This window comes from Pedobacter planticolens (assembly GCF_014172375.1).
Lineage (GTDB): Bacteria > Bacteroidota > Bacteroidia > Sphingobacteriales > Sphingobacteriaceae > Pedobacter > Pedobacter planticolens.
In genome coordinates this window covers 663,155-681,974 of record NZ_WNXD01000001.1, presented here as the reverse complement: position 1 = coordinate 681,974, position 18,820 = coordinate 663,155, and the positions used below count along the sequence as shown (strand labels likewise).

At 37.4% G+C, this 18,820-nt stretch carries 9 protein-coding genes; 7 read left to right on the top strand and 2 right to left on the bottom strand.

The genetic code is table 11. From position 1 onward, the window contains the following. The first annotated feature begins 100 nt into the window (after positions 1-100). The 7 genes from GM921_RS02935 (at position 101) to GM921_RS02905 (ending at position 16,560) form a co-directional block, all read left to right on the top strand. On the top strand, positions 101-5,455 hold the full coding sequence (locus GM921_RS02935) for a T9SS type B sorting domain-containing protein (protein ID WP_182921114.1): 5,355 nt from the start codon (positions 101-103) through the stop codon (positions 5,453-5,455). A 263-nt stretch (positions 5,456-5,718) separates the two neighbouring features. Then, positions 5,719-10,683, top strand: a complete 4,965-nt coding sequence (locus tag GM921_RS02930) for a T9SS type B sorting domain-containing protein (protein WP_182921113.1) — start codon at positions 5,719-5,721, stop codon at positions 10,681-10,683. Between the two features lie 15 nt (positions 10,684-10,698). Further along, entirely contained in the window at positions 10,699-11,607 is a 909-nt protein-coding gene (locus GM921_RS02925; protein ID WP_182921112.1) for a PorP/SprF family type IX secretion system membrane protein, read from the top strand. Positions 11,608-12,386: 779 nt separating this feature from the next. Further along, positions 12,387-13,556 (top strand): Na+/H+ antiporter NhaA, encoded by a 1,170-nt coding sequence (nhaA, locus tag GM921_RS02920; protein WP_182921111.1) that lies wholly within the window; start codon positions 12,387-12,389, stop codon positions 13,554-13,556. A 67-nt stretch (positions 13,557-13,623) separates the two neighbouring features. Next, positions 13,624-15,468, top strand: coding sequence for a glycoside hydrolase family 2 protein (locus GM921_RS02915; protein WP_182921110.1), 1,845 nt, complete (start codon positions 13,624-13,626; stop codon positions 15,466-15,468). Positions 15,469-15,565: 97 nt separating this feature from the next. Next, positions 15,566-16,117, top strand: a complete 552-nt coding sequence (locus GM921_RS02910) for a hypothetical protein (protein WP_182921109.1) — start codon at positions 15,566-15,568, stop codon at positions 16,115-16,117. 5 nt (positions 16,118-16,122) lie between these two features. Then, positions 16,123-16,560 carry a pyrimidine dimer DNA glycosylase/endonuclease V gene (locus GM921_RS02905; protein WP_182921108.1) on the top strand — a complete coding sequence of 146 codons (438 nt, stop codon included), beginning with the start codon at positions 16,123-16,125 and terminating at the stop codon, positions 16,558-16,560. A gap of 173 nt (positions 16,561-16,733) precedes the next feature. Here GM921_RS02905 and trpA read toward each other — a convergent pair whose 3' ends face one another. Next, positions 16,734-17,504: a tryptophan synthase subunit alpha gene (trpA, locus tag GM921_RS02900; RefSeq protein ID WP_182921107.1), complete on the bottom strand. Its 771-nt coding sequence runs from the start codon at positions 17,502-17,504 to the stop codon at positions 16,734-16,736. A gap of 104 nt (positions 17,505-17,608) precedes the next feature. After that, positions 17,609-18,790 carry a tryptophan synthase subunit beta gene (trpB, locus tag GM921_RS02895; protein WP_182921106.1) on the bottom strand — a complete coding sequence of 394 codons (1,182 nt, stop codon included), beginning with the start codon at positions 18,788-18,790 and terminating at the stop codon, positions 17,609-17,611. Positions 18,791-18,820 lie beyond the last annotated feature (30 nt).

Below are 18,820 nucleotides of genomic sequence, written 5' to 3'. Positions count from 1 at the left end.
TCAGAATTTAATGTTTATTTTTCCACAAAATCAATATTTAATACCGAATTAAGTTTGAAATGTTGTTTTTGAGTATACATTTGTTTTTTAAACAAATTATATGAGAAAACTTTTACTTCCTTTTCTTTTTGCTATTAGTCTTTATTTACCTGCTACCGTTTGCGCACAAATTGCCACCTGGGATTTTACTGGGCAAAACCAATTAGCAACTTCAACAGCAAATACCTATGATGCAGGTCTTGCTGCCGCACCTATTTTAACTCGAGGAACTACAGCTACACCTAGTGCTGCCAATAACTCTTTCAGAACTGTGGGTTTCAAAAACGAAGGTATTTCTACATCAAATACTGATTATTTTCAGGTAACATTAACTCCTGCAGTTGGAAAGCAATTTTCTTTAACTACTATAGATGCTAAGTTTGCAGGAACAGCAGGTTTTTTTGCTACTCCAGGTGTAACATCGCAATTTGCGTATAGTTTAGATGGAAACACGTTTATTTTAATTGGTTCGCCAGTAACTTCTACCTCTTTAACATTAGGCACTATAAACTTAGCAGCTGTTGCTGCCTTGCAGAATGTTGCAGAAGGCACTACCGTAACATTACGTTATTATGCTAGTGGGCAAACAGCTACTGGCGGTTGGGGATTTAGCTCTGGCTCAGCTGGAGCAAGTGGTTTCGCTATTGGCGGGACTGTTACTAATGCAGCTACAAGTACCCCTACTATTAATGCTAATCCGACTACTTTAGCTTTTGGCCTTCAAAATGTAGGCAGCACTACCTCACAGAGTTATGTATTAAGTGGATCAAATTTAACGTCAAATATAAATGTAACTGCCTTAGCACCGTTTACAGTTTCCAAAAACAATCTTGTTTACGCTAGTTCATTAAGTTTTAGCCCCGCAGAAATAGCTGCTAGCCCAACGGTATATGTTAATTTTACCCCTACTGTTAGTGGAAGTGCGATAAGTAATATTACTAATTCAAGTAGTGGCGCAACCCCAATTGATATTGCTGTTTCTGGAACTGGAATTTCTGGAACTGTAAATGCAAGCAAAACATCTCTTGATTTTAATACTCAAAATATCGGAACAAATTCTACAGCTCAAAATTATATATTAAGCGGAACTGGCTTATCAAATGATGTAACCGTAAGTACCGCAGCACCCTTTACAGTTTCTAAAGACAACACTACTTTTACTTCTTCTATTACCTATACAACTGTAGAAGTAGCAACAAATCCAACCGTTTATGTTCGCTTTAGTCCAACAAGTGCAACTATTGCAAACGATAACATTTTAAATGTAAGTACTAACGCTGTTTCGGCTAGTGTTGCACTTACTGGAACAGGAACTACACCTCCAGCTGCACCAGTACATGTAGTAATTAGTGAAGTGTACGGAGGTGGCGGCAACGCTGGCGCTACCTATAAAAATGATTTCATCGAATTATATAACCCTACAAATGCAGTAGTAGATTTAACAGGCTGGTCGATACAATATATAAGTGCTACAGGAACAGGAAACTGGACAGTTACACCATTATCTGGCAGTATTGCACCTAAAAGTTTTTATTTAGTGCAAGAAGCGGCAGGCGCAAATGGAACATTAAACTTACCAACTCCTGATAAAATAGGAACGCTCAATTTATCTGGCACAACCGGAAAAGTTCTTTTAAGCAACTTATCGACGACACAAACAGGTGCAAACCCAACTGGATTAGCTATTGTTGATAAAGTTGGTTTCGGCCCTACTGCAAATGGATTTGAAGGTACTGCTCCTGCAGTTGTCATCACTAATACAACTTCTATAGAGCGCAAAGCAAGTTCTACCTCTACTGCTATATCTTTAGGCACAGGTGGTACAGAGGAGTTTGCAGGAAATGGTTTTGATAGCGATGAAAACTCAACGGATTTCGTAGCTAGAGCTCCAAACCCTCAAAACTCAACAGTTACAGAACCTGCTCCAACAAGTGTACCATATTTAACAATCACACCAACAAGTTTAGCATTTAGTAACCAAGCTGTAGGCACAACATCAACTGCCAAAACATATGTATTAAATGGTGGCAATTTAAATAATCCAACTACAGTTTCAGTAAGTACGCCCTTCACTATTTCTAAAAACAACTTGGTTTATTCCAATTCATTAAGTTTTAGCACAGCTGAAATTGCTGCCAATCCAACGGTTTACGTTAATTTTACCCCAACAGTTGCTGGTAACGCGGCGGGTTCAATTTCAAATGCAAGTATTGGTGCTACCACCATAAATATTGCTTTAACTGGCTCAGGTGTAGATCTAAATCAAGCAGCTTTTAATTTCGAAAACTGTACAATTGTAGGAAGTCCTGCTTTATCAGATGGTTTTTATCAATATAGCGTAGCAGGCCCACAAACTTGGGATTGTGCCACGACTTTTGGTCATGATGGTACAGACCCAGCTGGCAAAGCAAGTATTGGAAATGCATTGCAGATTAATGGTTTTTCGAGCGACAATATTCTTAACGAAGATTGGTTAATTTCTCCAGCCTTAAATTTATCGGCTATGAATTATGCAGTATTATCCTTCTGGACAAGATCTGCCTTTGCTGGTGATAAACTACAACTTAAAGTGTCAACCAATTATACTGGATCAGGAAATCCTGCTTTAGCAACTTGGACAGCCATTGATGGTAAATTCCCTGAAACTGCATCAGATACTTGGACAAAATCAGACTTTATAGATTTATCTGCTTACAAAGCTACTCCAGTTTACATCGCTTTTGTGTACAACTCTACTACTTCATCGGCTAGCCGTTGGATGGTTGATGATTTTGCAGTTACCAATTCTGCAACTGCTCCGCTAGTAGATATTACTGCTTCTCCTGGTAGTTTAAACTTTGATTTCCAAGCAGCTGGCACAACATCAACAGAAAAAGCATTTGGTTTCTCAGCAGGTAATTTAACAAACGATGTTACTTTAACAGCTCCAGCAAATTTCACTATATCAAAAACAAGCGGTGGTACTTTTGGCGCAAGCTTAACCTATACCAAAGCCACTATTAATAACACATCGCAAATGGTGTATGCTAAATTTTCGCCTACGACAGCAAACTCAACCTATGCGGGCAATGTAACTATTACAACAACTGGCTCTGCTGATAAAAACGTTGCCTTATCTGGTAATACTTTTGATGTTGTCAACACACTCGAAGTTGTAAATTGGAACATCGAATGGTTTGGTAGCCCAGCACAAGACCCATCTAATGACACCCAACAAGCTACAAATGTTAAAACAGTTGTAAATAGTATTGGTGCAGATATTTATGGCTTCGCCGAAGCAGTAGATACTACCCTATTTAGAAACACCGTTTTACCTGCTGGCTACAATGTAATATTTAGCGACTTCGGTTCTTATGTAGATAATAAAGCAGATATAGATTATCCGCTGGCGCAGAAATTGGCTTTTATGTATCGCACAGATATGATTAAACCAATTAGAACTTATGGCGTATTGCAAGACACCTATAATCCAGCAGTTGCTGCTACAAGTGTAGACGGCACGCCTTATAAAAACTGGTCATCTGGCAGATTCCCTTTTGCCATGGAGGCGGAAGTAAACATTAACGGTAAAAAAGATATCGTAACGTTTATAGAAATTCACGCTAAAGCAAATACAGGTTCAGTTGCAAATCAGATTGATGCGTATAACCGCAGAAAAGACGGAAACTTACAGTTTAAAAACTGGCTAGATGCAAACCTTGCTGGCAAAAAAGTAATTATTCTAGGCGATTTTAACGATGTCTTAGATCCTGATAAAACAATTGCGCCAATGCCTGCTGGTACCGGAACTTCGTATTCTGATTTCATCAACGACCCTACAAACTACTTCCCTATTACCTTACCTTTAAGCTTAGCAGGGAAACAATCAACCGCAGGTTACCCAACGGTAATTGATAATGTTATCCTTACCAAAGCCTTAAATGTAAATTATGTGCCGGGCACAGCCGAAGTATTAGATGCAGTTAAAAACCTAGTGACTAATTATAACACCACTACAACAGATCACTACCCAATTAAATCGAGATATTTATTTGGCAATGGCGAACCAACCTTAGCGGCTATAGCAAATCAGACTATATGTTATAATTCAGCTAACCAAACGGTAGCCTTAACAGGAATATCTGCAGGTGCAGAAACTACACAAACTACTACCTTAATGGTTACCTCAGATAATGCAAATTTATTTGACATTCTTACGGTTGCACCTAACGGAACCGATAAAGGAACCATTACTTATCATTTAAAGAATAATGTGAGTGGTGTTGCCAACATTACCGTAACCGTTACAGACAATGGCAATACAGATTTTGGAGGAATTAACACGACTAGCAAAACCTTTAAATTAACTGTAAACGGTTTAGCAACTGCAACAATTGCTGGTACTACAGCAGTTCCAGCAAATGCTATTGCGCCGGTTATTACATTTACTGGTGCTAACGGAACTGCTCCTTACACCTTTACCTACAACATTAATGGTGGCACAAACAAAACAGTAACTACCGCAACTGGAAACAATGTAACCGTAGCTGCTCCAACGAATGTGGTCGGTACTTTTGCTTACAATTTAGTTAGCATAGCTGATGCAAATTGCGGACAAGTACAAACCGATACAGCAACAATTACTATTCTTCCATTACCAATTGCAACAATAGCAAGTACAGCTCCAGTTTGTATTAATGGCACATCACCTGTGGTTACTTTTACTGGTTCTGCGGGTACAGCTCCATATACTTTTACGTATACTGTAAGCGGAAGTAGCAATAGAACAATTACGTCAACTGCTAACATTGCAACTTTAAATACACCCACAACCACTGCTGGTACATTTACCTATGCATTAGTTAGCGTAGCTGATGCTTACGGAAATCAAGCGCAAACTAGCACAGCAACCGTAACGATTAACGCATTACCTGTTATAAATGTAGCGAGCAACAATGGGGTAACTATCCCTAAAGGCACATCGGTTGTACTTGTAGCAAATGGTGCAGTAGATTATACATGGTTGCCAAGTACAGCTATTATTGCCGGACAAGGCACTGCTTCATTAACCGTTAGGCCTAAACAAACAACTACTTATACTGTTACTGGCACAAATGCTTCGGGTTGTACAAGTACTCAATCAATCACCATTCAAGTTTCAGATGATTACCAAATTACAACGCAAAACATTTTAACACCTAATGGAGATGGAAAGAACGACAAGTTTATCATCCAAAACATAGATTATTATCCTAATAATACAGTTAAAGTATTTGATAGATCTGGCCGAATTGTGTACAGTAAAAAAGGATACGATAACCAATGGGATGGAACTTTTAATGGAATTCCGCTTGCATCAGACGCCTATTATTACACCATAGATTTTGGTGCCAACATTGATCCGTTTAAAGGTTATATCACTATTATAAGAAACTAAATCACATGAAGGTTATATAGTTATTGATTGTACATCTGGCGATTTTGAAGTTGTTCGGGAAGGAAAGGGAAATATTGAAGACTTTTTTTAAATCTCCCTTACTCATTAAGCTAAATAGTTAATTATATAGTTTCAGAAAATTTTGGTAACGATAAAATTAGCCGAAGATTATATTTAGTTTTCCACAAAATCAATATTTAACACCAACTTAACTTTGAAATATTGTTTTTGAGTATACATTTGTTTAAACAAACAAATTGTATATGAGAAAACTTTTACCTTTTATCTTATTCTCGCTCTTTTCTAGTCATTTATTTTCACAAGTAACATTATCAACTTCGCCGTTTACCGAAAATTTTAGTGGAATAGGAACAGCGTTGCCAAATGGTTTTACAATTAGAACAGGCTCAACAGCAAGTGTTTTAGGCACAGTAGCCACATACACGGCTACTCCTGCTGCTGCTACCGCATGGGCTAGCACCACGGGCGGTTTTAAAAACTTTGCATCAGCCACAGCGGGTTCTACAACATCTGCAGCTAACCAAAACATTGCTACTGATAGAGCCCTAGGATTAAGACAAACTGCCGCAATTGGCGATCCAACAGGCGCTTTTGTTTTCCAATTAGCCAATACAACTGGAAAATCTGGTCTAAAATTAAGTTTCGACTTACAATCATTGGATGCGAGTTCGACAAGAATTGCAACTTGGAGGGTTGATTATGGTTTTGGTGCTGCACCCACTACATTTACAGCAGCAACAGCCACTGGAACTTTAACAACTGGTTCTGGCTTATTCTCCAACAATAATATCAATGTAGATTTTGGTACAGCTTTAGACAATAACGCTGGTCCAATATGGATTCGCATTGTAACTTTAGCTGCTACTACAGGCGCTGGTAACAGACCCTCATCAGCAATTGATAATTTTAACTTAACATTTACTTCTGGTGGTTCAGCTACCCCTACACTTGTTGCCAACCCAACTTCATTAGCATTCGGCAATCAAACTGTTGGTGTAAATTCTACTTCAAAAACATATACTATTACAGGTACAGATTTAACAATTGGAGTTGATGTTACCGTAGCTTCTCCTTTTACTGTATCAAAAGATAATTCAACTTTTAGTGGTGCAATCAATTATACCGTTGCCGAAGCTGCTGCATCACCAACGGTTTATGTCAGTTACACACCCACTATAGCTGGAGCATCAACTGCCAATGTTTTAAATGTAAGTTCAGGTGCAACTTCAGTAAATGTTGCCTTAACAGGAACCGGTGTTACAGGTGATGTTAGTCCGCCAGTAAATACAGCAACTTTCCCTAAAGTAAATAACATTGCTATCAGCACATTTGATTTAGTAACCAATATCTCAGAGGCTGGAAAATCATATTATGTAGTTCTCCCATCAACTGGAACAGCTCCAACAACAGTAGCACAAGTTAAAGCCGGGCAAGATGGAAGTGGCGTTGCTGCTTTTAAATCTGGCACTATAACTAATACTGCTAATACAGATGCTACTGCAAATATTACAGGTTTAACTGGCGCTACAGCTTATACTATTTATGTAGTTGCAGAAGATAATGTTCCGAACATACAAAACACCATTACTACACTAACTGCAACTACAGCAAATGTACCTTTAGTTAGCTCCCCTATAATTATTAGTCAATATTATGAAGGAGCTTCCGTTAATAAATGGATTGAATTAACCAATTTAAGTAATGCACCTATCAATACAGGAACTCTAAATTTAAAATTAGCATTATACAACATTTCCGGAGACGCTGGCAATATAAGTATTACAGGCACCCCTTCTCAAACTATGCCTTTAAATATCACTATTCCTGCAAGAGGAACTGTTATTATAGGGAATACTGGAAATGGTAATGAAGTACCTTATTTAACCTCAACAAGCGCTGCTCAAAACAGCAATACCGTAATTAACTTTAATGGAAATGACGGCGTAGCTTTATTAGATGCTAACGGAAATATAATAGATGCATTTGGTACAGGCGTTAATGCTAAAGATGTTTCTTATGTAAGAAGCATTAACGTAACAGACCCAAGTCCAACTTTTATTGTTGGTGATTGGGAAAGAGTAACCTTAGCAGTAGTTCAAAATGCAATTGATGGAGATGATGTTGATCAATTAGGTGTTCACTTCCCTCCAAACCTACCGGTTTGCGCTGGCCCAACCGTTTCTCCAACCGCTTTAACCTTTAGTAGCGTTACAACTGGAAGCATTACCGGTACTTTCACAAAATCTACAGATGCTAATGAATATTTAATTATCCGTAGTTTAAATAGCACGTTATCTGCAACACCAGCCGATGGAACTTCTTATGTAATCGGTTCTTCTTTTGGTGGTGGTAGTGTGGTAAATAAAATTGTAAGCAATACTTTTACAGATAATAACTTAGTTAGCTCAACAAATTATTACTACTTCATTTTCCCTTTAAATAATTTGTCTTGTACAGGCGGACCAAAATATTTAACAACAAATGTTTTAACAGCTAGTCAAACTACTAAAACATTACTGCCTTGTGCTACACCAGCTGCACAGCCAACCAACTTTAATGTTACTTCTTCTAATTACAACTTTGTTCAAGGAGCATTTACAGCTAGCACAGCTGATGAATATCTTGTTGTAATGAGCACAACAAGTACATTAAGTGCAGCTCCAGTAAACCAAACAGTTTATACTGTTGGCGATCAAATTGGTGGAGGAACTGTAGTAAAAAGAGGTACTGGAAATACATTCATTAGAAACGGATTATTACAAAACACAACCTATTACTTCTTTATCTATTCATTAAACAGTGCCTGTAGTAGTGGCCCACTTTATCTTACTGCAAACCCACTAAAAGGAAGTTTTAAAACTGGAATTTTAGACCTTAACAAACTTAATTTCTATTTTGGAAACTTACACAGTCACAGTAGTTATTCTGATGGAAATAAAGACGATTTAACCAAGAAACCTGAAGATGATTATGCTTTTGCTAAAAACTCAATGAACCTAGATTTCTTAGGTATATCTGAGCACAACCACACACAAGCAGGCATGTCTCTTGCCAATTGGCAACCAGGAATTACCGCAGCTAAAAATGCAACTACTTCTACCTTTGTGGCTTTACACGGTATGGAATGGGGAGTAATTAGTGGTGGCGGTCACGTTATTGTATACGGTATCGATTCATTAATAGGATGGGAACCAGGCGAAAACCAAATCTATGTACCAAAAAGTGTGTACACTGGTACAACCGGTTTATTCCGCATCATTAACCGTCATGGCTTAAATGCTGTAGCAACCCTAGCCCACCCTAATACAACAGATTTCAATAACATCTCAGCTACTTATGATTTAAGTGCAGATAGCGCAATTGTTGGTACTGCATTAGAAAGTGGCCCAGCATTCTCTACTAATGTTACGTATTCAGATCCAGCAAGCTCAATGAGCTATATAAACTATTACAACACTATGTTAGCGAAAGGGTATCATTTAGGTGCTACAATTGACCATGACAATCACAACTTCACCTTTGGTAGACATACCAGAGCCAGACTTGTAGTATTAGCTCCTACCCTAACAGAAAATGATTTATTAGATGCCATTAAAAAAATGCGTTTCTATGCTTCAGAAGATTCTGCAGCCAAGGTTACGTATACCATTAATAAGCAACCAGTAGGTAGTATATTTATCAATCCAGCTGGGCCAGAAATATCAATCACTTCAAAAACTACTAGCCCAGTTACCAGCATTAAATTAATGTATGGAACTCCAGGAAGTAGCATTAACCCAGTAGAAGTTACCAGTAGTACAACAGGAACATTAACTTATACCCATGCTGCCTTACCTAATTTAGCTACAGGTTACTACTATGCAGACATTGTAGAAAGTGATGGAAGTAGAATTATCACATCCCCTATTTGGTATACTAGAAATGACGCTTACGTAAAGAAAAATCAGAACATCACTTTAGCAGCAATCAAAACGGTTACTTATGGAGATCCTGATTTCCCTATCGGTGCAACAAGTGATAATACCGAAATTAACTTAACCTACACCAGTAGCGATACCAATATTGCAACAATTAGCAATAATGATATTCATATTTTAAAAGCTGGTACAGTAACAATAACCGCAAACCAAGAAGGAAATGCATTTTATAACGCAGCAACCTCAAAAACATTGGTTTTAACTATTGCACCAAAACAAATTGCAGTTACTGCCGTTGCAAAAACAAAAATACAAGGCGCAACAGACCCTACATTAACCTATACCTATATACCAGTTTTAATAGGTAGCGATGTATTTACAGGTAACATTACCCGTACCGTCGGCGAAACTCCTGGCGATTATACCATCAACCAAGGAACACTAGCTATCAATGCTAATTATCAAATCGGTTTCACATCAGCTATCTTTAAAATAATACCAAAACCAGTAGGTACAATAATTGGAACAGCGGCAGCTTGTATAAACTCAACAGCACCAAATGTTACATTCACAGCTACAGTTGGTACCGCACCTTTCACCTTTACATACAACATTAATGGTGGCTCAACCAAAACGGTTATTATCAATTCGCCTAATACTTCCGTTACAGTAGCAGCTCCAACCAATGTTGTAGGTTCATTTGTATATAACTTAGTAAGCATAGCCGATGCAAATACAAATCAAACACTAACTGGTACAGCAACAATTACCATAAATCCTTTACCAATTATTAATGTAGCCAGCAACAATGGTATAACCATTTCTAAAGGTACATCAGTAATACTATCAGCTAATGGTGCAGTAAATTATACATGGTCGCCAAGTACAGATGTTATTGCCGGACAAGGTACTGCTTCACTAACCGTTAGACCTAAACAAACGACTACTTACACCGTTACAGGCACAAATGCTTCAGGTTGTACAAGTACTCAGTCTATCACCATTCAGGTTTCAGATGATTACCAAATTACAGCACTAAACATTTTAACCCCTAACGGAGATGGAAAGAACGACAAGTTTATCATCCAAAACATAGATTATTACCCTAACAATACGGTAAAAGTGTTTGATAGATCTGGCAGAACTGTGTATACTAAAAAAGGATACGATAACCAATGGGATGGAACGTTTAACGGAAGTCCGCTCGCATCCGATACCTATTATTACACCATAGATTTTGGTCCTAACATCGCACCGTTCAAAGGTTATATCACTATTGTAAGAAACTAAATTGCATTAAATCACATGAAATTCAATCATAAAATAGATAGCATCTTTAAGCACACGGCTTTCTTGCTTCTGCTAACAACACTACTAATTAACAAGGCAAATGCACAGCTTAACCCATTAAGTGCACAGTACTTTTTAAACCAATATCAAATTAATCCAGCATATGCTGGCTTAACTGATGGTTTAAACCTAAACCTAAACTACCGCAAACAATGGAGCAACATTCCTGGCTCACCTAATACACAAGCTATCACGGCAGATTATAAGCTGAACAAAGTAGGCTTGGGTATTAACGTGTACAACGAAAAAGCAGGTTCTTTACAACGTACAAAAGCTATGGCAACTTACGCCTATCATTTACCCTTAAACAGCGACGATAAGAGATTAAACTTTGGTGCATCCATAGGTATTATGAATGAACGTGTTGATTATAGTGGCGTAAACGGCGACATGACCGACCCTTCTATTGCTCAGTTTAATAATAAAGGTTCTTTATTTGATGGCGATTTCGGCGCTGCCTATACCAGCAACACTTTAAATATAGAAGCAGTAATTCCTAACATCAGAAGCGTTATAAAACAAGAAGATGATAACAATGTAGATCGTTCATTGTTTTATGCAGCTATTAGTTATAAAATTAATACAGGTACAGGCGCTAACGCGATAGAAATTGAACCAAAAGTTGCCTATAGAGGCGTTAAAGGTTACGATAACATTTGGGATGCAGGTGCAAACTTCAACTTTACCAATAAAGTATTTTTGATGGGGATGTACCACAGTAGTAACAGTGCATCTTTTGGTGCAGGTATGAATTACAAATCATCATTAGCCATTATGGGCTTTTACACTACCGAAACTTCTGCTTTGCAGGGTTCTGCTAACGGAACTTTTGAAATTAGTTTAAAAGCAACACTGTTTAAGTAACACATCTTATCATCCTGTTGCACATCTTGTCATCCGAGCTAGCTTGCACTGAGCGTAGCCGAAGTGAAGGATCTCTCTTAATATTTAAATCCTCTAAGTTTTCTTAGGGGATTTTTTATTTTAAACCATTTAAGAAATATAAGTTCATTTAAGCTCACGGCTTAATCACGAGCGTCATAGCACGTTTTTAATGACCATTGAACTATTGTTCATGACCATTGAACTTTTGTTCATGAACATTGAACTTTTGTTCATGAACATTAAACTTTTGTTCATGAACATTAGACTTTTGTTCATGAACATTAAACTTTTGTTCATGAACATTAAACTTTTGTTCATGAACATTAAACTTTTGTTCATGAACATTGAACTTTTGTTCATGAACATTAGACTTTTGTTCATGAACATTAGACTTTTGTTCATGAACATTGAACTTTTGTTCATGAACATTAGACTTTTGTTCATGAACATTGAACTTTTGTTCATGAACAATTAGCTTTTGTTAACAATAAATTGATAGCATTAAAAGGATTAGCGCTTTATATTAACTTAAAACTACTGGGGTAAGCCAGCTTTTTCTTCTGGTAGCAGAACAGCTACAAATTGTAAGCAGTTTTTTAGAAATTTGTAGCTAAATGCGCAGCGTTAACATTTCGAAAAACTTGGGGAATTCTTGCACTGCGATGAGTAAAGTTATACATTGAAGGATAGCTATAGGATGACGCAAACGCTTTACACAAATCATTATATTATCTCAACCGTTTTGATTATTTTTAGCCATGGCAGTAAAAACCAATCCCTCAATTTTTAAGCAATTCTTTACGTCCGAGAAAAATGGAGGCATCATTCTATTATGTTGTGTTGTTATCTCCCTAATCATTGCTAACACCAGCTACCGCGATGGCTTTTCTAATCTCTTAGCACAAAACATCGGCTTTGCCCCTATTAATTACAGCATTTCTGCATGGATAAATGATGGCTTAATGGCTGTTTTCTTCCTTTTAGTAGGTTTAGAAATTAAACGAGAATTAATTGGCGGAGAATTATCGAGCGTAAAAAAAGCATCCTTACCAGTTTTGGCCGCATTAGGCGGGATGATAGTGCCAGCCCTAATTTACGTTGCTTTTAATTACGGTAAAACTACCGCTACAGGTTGGGGTATACCTATGGCAACCGATATTGCCTTTGCATTAGCCATTATTGCAATGTTGGGTAAAAACGTACCTCCATCTTTAAAAATATTTTTAGCCGCCTTAGCAATAGCTGATGATTTAGGTGCCATTCTAGTGATTGCTATTTTTTATACTGCTCAAATACATTGGGATTATTTACTGATGGCTGGCGGAGTTTTTGCGCTGTTACTTTCTTTAAATTATTTCAAAGTTAAATCGTTGTGGTTTTATTTAGTACCTGGTATTTTCCTTTGGTATTTTGTGCACCATTCGGGTATACATGCTACTATTGCTGGGGTTTTATTGGCTTTTACCATCCCGACAGGTAAATTACACTCTCCTTTAGAGAAATTAGAGCATGCCTTAACTGTTCCAGTAAACTATTTAATTATGCCAATTTTTGCACTAGCAAATACGAACATTAGTTTTCAAAAAGAAATGATTAATGGGTTAGCTTCTCCCCTTGGCTTAGGTATTATTGTAGGTTTATTTGCAGGTAAAACTATTGGCGTTTCGTTGTTTTCGTGGGTGGCAGTAAAAAGTAAATTGGCAAATCTTCCCTCTGGGGCAAATTGGAAACATGTAATTGGTGTGGGTATGCTGGCGGGTATCGGTTTTACCATGTCTATATTTATCGCACTGCTTTCTTTTACAGATGCCGCAGATATTTCGGAAGCTAAATTCGCTATTCTCTGTGCTTCGGTTTTTGCTGGTGTTGCAGGGTTTGTTTATTTAAAAGGGATTGGGAAGGCCCGAACCAGTAACCAAGGAAATTGAAGGTAAGTTCGATTAGATAGAAATAAAGATTATATTAGTTTTTGTGCTGACTAACCCTATATAAATTATGAAGATAAGAACCGTTTTAACAGGAGTTCTCACGCTCTTAATTGTACAATTGCATGCTCAAACTCCTTGGGCACTCAAAACTGGTAAGATTTTAACACCTTGGGCATCACAGGTAAATCCTAATTCGCCATTGCCAGAATATCCGAGACCACAATTGGTAAGGAGCAACAGCTGGAAAAACTTAAATGGTTTGTGGGATTATGCTATCGTTCCGAAAACTGCAACTCCGACACAATTTGATGGAAAAATTTTAGTTCCATTTGCAGTCGAATCTGCCATCTCAGGTGTTCAGAAAACGGTTGGTAAAGACAGTGTGCTTTGGTACAAAAATATAATTACCATTCCATTCGCCATGCGAGGAAAACAAATTTTATTGCATTTTGGAGCAGTAGATTGGCAAACTGAAGTTTTCGTTAACGGTAAAAGTGTTGGTACGCATGAGGGCGGATTTGATCCATTTAGTTTCAATATTACTTCGGCTTTAAAGAAGGGAACAGCACAAGAAATTAAAATCCGTGTTTGGGACCCTACAGATGATGGGCCGCAGCCAAGGGGCAAGCAAGTGAAAAAACCACATGGTATTTGGTATACGCCAGTTACGGGAATTTGGCAAACGGTTTGGCTAGAAGCTGTGCCCGAAAGTTATATTGTTGACACTAAACAAACACCTGATATTGATGCGCATAGTATCACCGTTTCGGGAACATTTAGTGCTACGCAACCAGCAGATCAGTTTAAAGTGGAGGTGCTGGAAGGAAATCAAGTGGTTGCCGAAAATACTTCAGCAACTGCTGATGCTATTGTGCTTAAATTGACTAATGAGAAATTGTGGTCGCCAACAAACCCATTTTTATACGATTTGCGCATTAGTTTAATTAGAAATAATAAAATAATAGATCAGGTAACTAGTTATTTCGCTATGCGTAAAATTTCTGTAGGAACAGATGCCAACGGAATAAAGCGCATGCTGCTGAATAATCAGTTTTTATTTCAATTTGGCCCGTTAGATCAGGGTTGGTGGCCAGATGGATTATATACTCCTCCGACGGAAGAAGCCATGAAATTTGATGTGGATGAGCTCAAGAAAATGGGTTTTAACATGATTAGAAAGCACATCAAAGTAGAATCTGCTAGGTATTATAACTATTGTGATAAAGTTGGAATGTTATTATGGCAAGATATGCCAAGTGGCGATTTGGGCAATGGCTGGAACCCAAATCCTGGAACGATTAATAATGAAACGGATAGAAACCGAACTTCGGAATCTGAAGGTTATTACAGAAAGGAATGGAATGCGATTATGGATGCTTTGCATAATTTCCCATCAATTGTAGTTTGGGTTCCTTTTAATGAGGCTTGGGGTCAGTTTAAAACAGTAGAAATTACAGAGTGGACGATGAAAAAGGATCCTTCTAGATTAGTGAATAGCGCCAGTGGAGGGAACTTTTTTAATACTGGTCATTTTACTGATATCCATAGTTATCCGCAACCTGGTATGCCCAGACCAGATTTATTTGGAAAGACAAGCGTATTGGTTTTAGGTGAATATGGTGGTTTAGGTCTTCCGGTAGAAGGAAATACTTGGCAACAGAAAAACAATTGGGGCTATCAGAGTTTTAAAACTGCTGATGAGTTGTTTGCGAAATATGATTTATTTACCACGCGTTTAACAGAGCTTATTCCCTTGGGGCTTTCTGCTGCAGTTTATACACAAACTACTGATGTGGAAGTTGAGGTAAATGGTTTGATTACTTATGATAGAAAGGTAACAAAGGTGTCGTTGGCGCAACTTTTTAAATCAAATACAAAGGTGTATAATTCTGGGTTGGTGCAGATGAAGTAAGGTGGAGAGTGCGTGATGAGTTTTATGTTTCGATTCATTTATCTTCATTCACTTTAATTTCAATTTTAAATTAACTAAAAACATTACACTACCTAACATGAAGCAGAAAACAGATTATATATTTTTTGGACTGACAGGTTTAATAATTGTGAATACTATTATACAATCACAATTATATAACTATGCGTTAAGCATTAATAATTACCTGAGTTTTGTTGCATGGCCAATAGCACTATTTTTAAGGTTAAAAAATTATAAAGTCAGACGTTACCCACTGGCTTTTCTTTTAATACTAGCAACGATTAACATTTTTAATTTCGGACTCGGAGCTATGAAATTATCTTTCTCTATCGGTGACATTTCATCTATTCCTGCCGAACGCCCTGGAGTAAATCCTATTATTCTATTAATCTTAATTGCTTATTATTTCGTTAATAAGAAGTCAATAAATAGAATTTTAAATAACACCTTTAGAGGAACACCAGAGGAAAGGAAAGTAGAATATCAAAAAACAGTTGACTTCTATTTAAACAAATTTAATTCCTGTAACAAAGAAGAACTTAAAGATATTTTAAAAGATTTCAATGATTATCCAGAACCAGCGAAAATAGCGCTGAGGCAAATACAATTGAAAAATGATAACGCATAGAAAGCATGAGAATATGGTCATTACATCCTAAATATCTCGACACCAAAGGACTGGTTGCTTTGTGGCGAGAAACGCTGTTGGCTAAACATGTTTTAGAAGGTAGAACTAAAGGTTATAAAAACCATCCTCAATTGGATAGATTTAAAAAGTCGGAAAACCCTACTGATGCTATCAATCAGTATTTGGCAGAAGTTTATGACGAAGCAATAGCAAGAAATTACAACTTTGATAAGGATAAAATAGGCTGGGATTTTAAGGCCACTCAACTAACTGTAACCAATAAGCAACTAGCTTATGAGGCTAATCACTTGTTAAATAAACTACAAGTAAGAGATCTCAATAAATATGATAAACTTAAGGCGAATGGTGTTTTGGACACTCATTCACTTTTTTACGTTATTGAGGGAGAAATTGAGGATTGGGAAATTCTTACTAGCAAATAGGAGCGATTACGAAATGACTTGTATGGTGCCGTCATACCCAACTCGATTGGGTATCGTAATGCGGCGGAAAAGCTAATTATGGATTATACTGTGCTTTACGATTCCCGTTTTCACGGGAATGACGACAAGTGAACAAATGAGCCAATGAACAATTGAACTAATGAACCAATAAACTAATCTCTAAACTCCTTCATAAACGTTTTCACATTTTCTTCTACATCGCCATTGGCTAAACTTTTTACAAATGCACTGCCTATAATTGCTCCACTGGCATATTCATTAGCTGCATCGAATGTTTGCTTATCAGAGATACCAAAACCAATCATTAAAGGATTGTTTAGTTTCATGTCTTTTATTCGAGAGAAATAAGTTCTGGCATTTGCTGAAACATCTAAATTTTTACCTGTGGTTGCGGCAGAAGACAAGAGATAAATAAAAGCATTACTAAGGTTATCTATTTTTCGAATGCGCTCTTCTGAAGTTTGTGGTGTTACTAGAAATATGTTGCTAATTCCATTTTCTTCAAACGCAGGGCGATACAATTCTTCGTACTCGTACATTGGTAAATCTGGGATAATACAGCCATCCACTCCCACTTCAGCGCAAGCTTTACAGAAATTATCTACTCCAAATTGTAAAACTACATTTACATAACCCATCAATAAAATAGGAATAGTTACTGTTTTACGTAGGTCTTTTAATTGCTCGAAAAGCAAATGTAAAGTCATTCCGTTATCTAATGCCTGTTTACTACTGCCTTGTATAACTGGCCCATCTGCTATAGGATCTGAGTAAGGGAAACCTATTTCTAAGAAATCTGCACCCGCTTTTTCTAAAGCTTCTGCAATTTGCAAAGTGTTAGTTAAGTTCGGGTAGCCCGCTGTATAATAGATAGAAAGAATGTCTTTCTTTTTATTTTGGAAGAGTTGTTGTAATCTGTTCATAGTTTTATTAGTTCAATTGTTCATTGGTTCATTAGTGCCGTCACTCTGAACTCGTTTCAGAGTCTTTCTAAAAAGATGCTGAAATAAATTCAGCATGACGATTTTTACAACCCAAAATGTTTCATATAAGTTTCCATGTCTTTGTCTCCCCTGCCGGATAAACAAACGACAACGTTTTCGCCGCCTTTAAATTTCATGTATTCTAAATAAGCTAAGGCGTGGGCGCTTTCTATGGCTGGAATAATTCCCTCTAGTTGGGTTAATAATAAACCTGCGTTTAACGATTCATCATCTGTAATAGAAACATACTGCCCGCGACCAGTTTTAAATAAGTGCGCATGTTGTGGACCAATACCAGGATAATCTAGTCCTGCTGAAACTGAATGTGGCTCTACTACTTGTCCATCTGGTGTTTGCATTAAAATACTTCTGCTACCATGCAAAACGCCTTCTTTACCTAGCAAAGTTGTCGCGGCAGAAAAGCCAGAACTTACACCTTTTCCTGCAGCTTCTACTGCGATTAATTTTACGTTTTCATCGTTAATAAAATGATAGAACATTCCGGCTGCATTACTGCCACCACCTACACAAGCCATCACGTAATCGGGTTGATCTTTGCCTGTTTGCTCTAGTAATTGTTTCTTGGTTTCCTCAGAAATTACCGATTGAAAAATTGAAACCATATCTGGATAAGGATGTGGCCCAACTACCGAACCAATGATATAATGCGTATCGATAGGGTTATTAATCCAATCTCTCATGGCTTCGTTAGTGGCATCTTTTAGGGTTTTACTGCCTGATGTTGCAGGAACAACTTTTGCTCCTAACATTTTCATTCGTGCTACGTTTGGCGCTTGGCGTTTAATATCGACTTCGCCCATGTACACCACACATTCTAAACCACGTAAAGCACAAACTGTTGCTGTTGCTACGCCATGCTGACCTGCACCAGTTTCGGCAATGATGCGTTTTTTACCTAACCGCTCGGCTAATAGAATTTGTCCGATGGTGTTGTTTATTTTATGTGCACCTGTATGGTTTAAATCTTCGCGTTTTAAGAAAATATTTGCGCCATATTTTTCAGATAAGCGTTTAGCCAAATACAATGGCGATGGGCGACCAACGTAATCTTTAAGCAATGCTTTAAATTCTTGCTGGAAGCTTTCTTCATGAATAATTGACAGGTATTGCTGTCTTAGTTCTTCAACATTTGGGTATAGCATTTCGGGAATGTATGCTCCGCCGAAATCTCCGTAATAACCTCTTTCGTTTACAAAATAGTTCATAATTGTTATGTTTTGTCATTCAGAGCATAG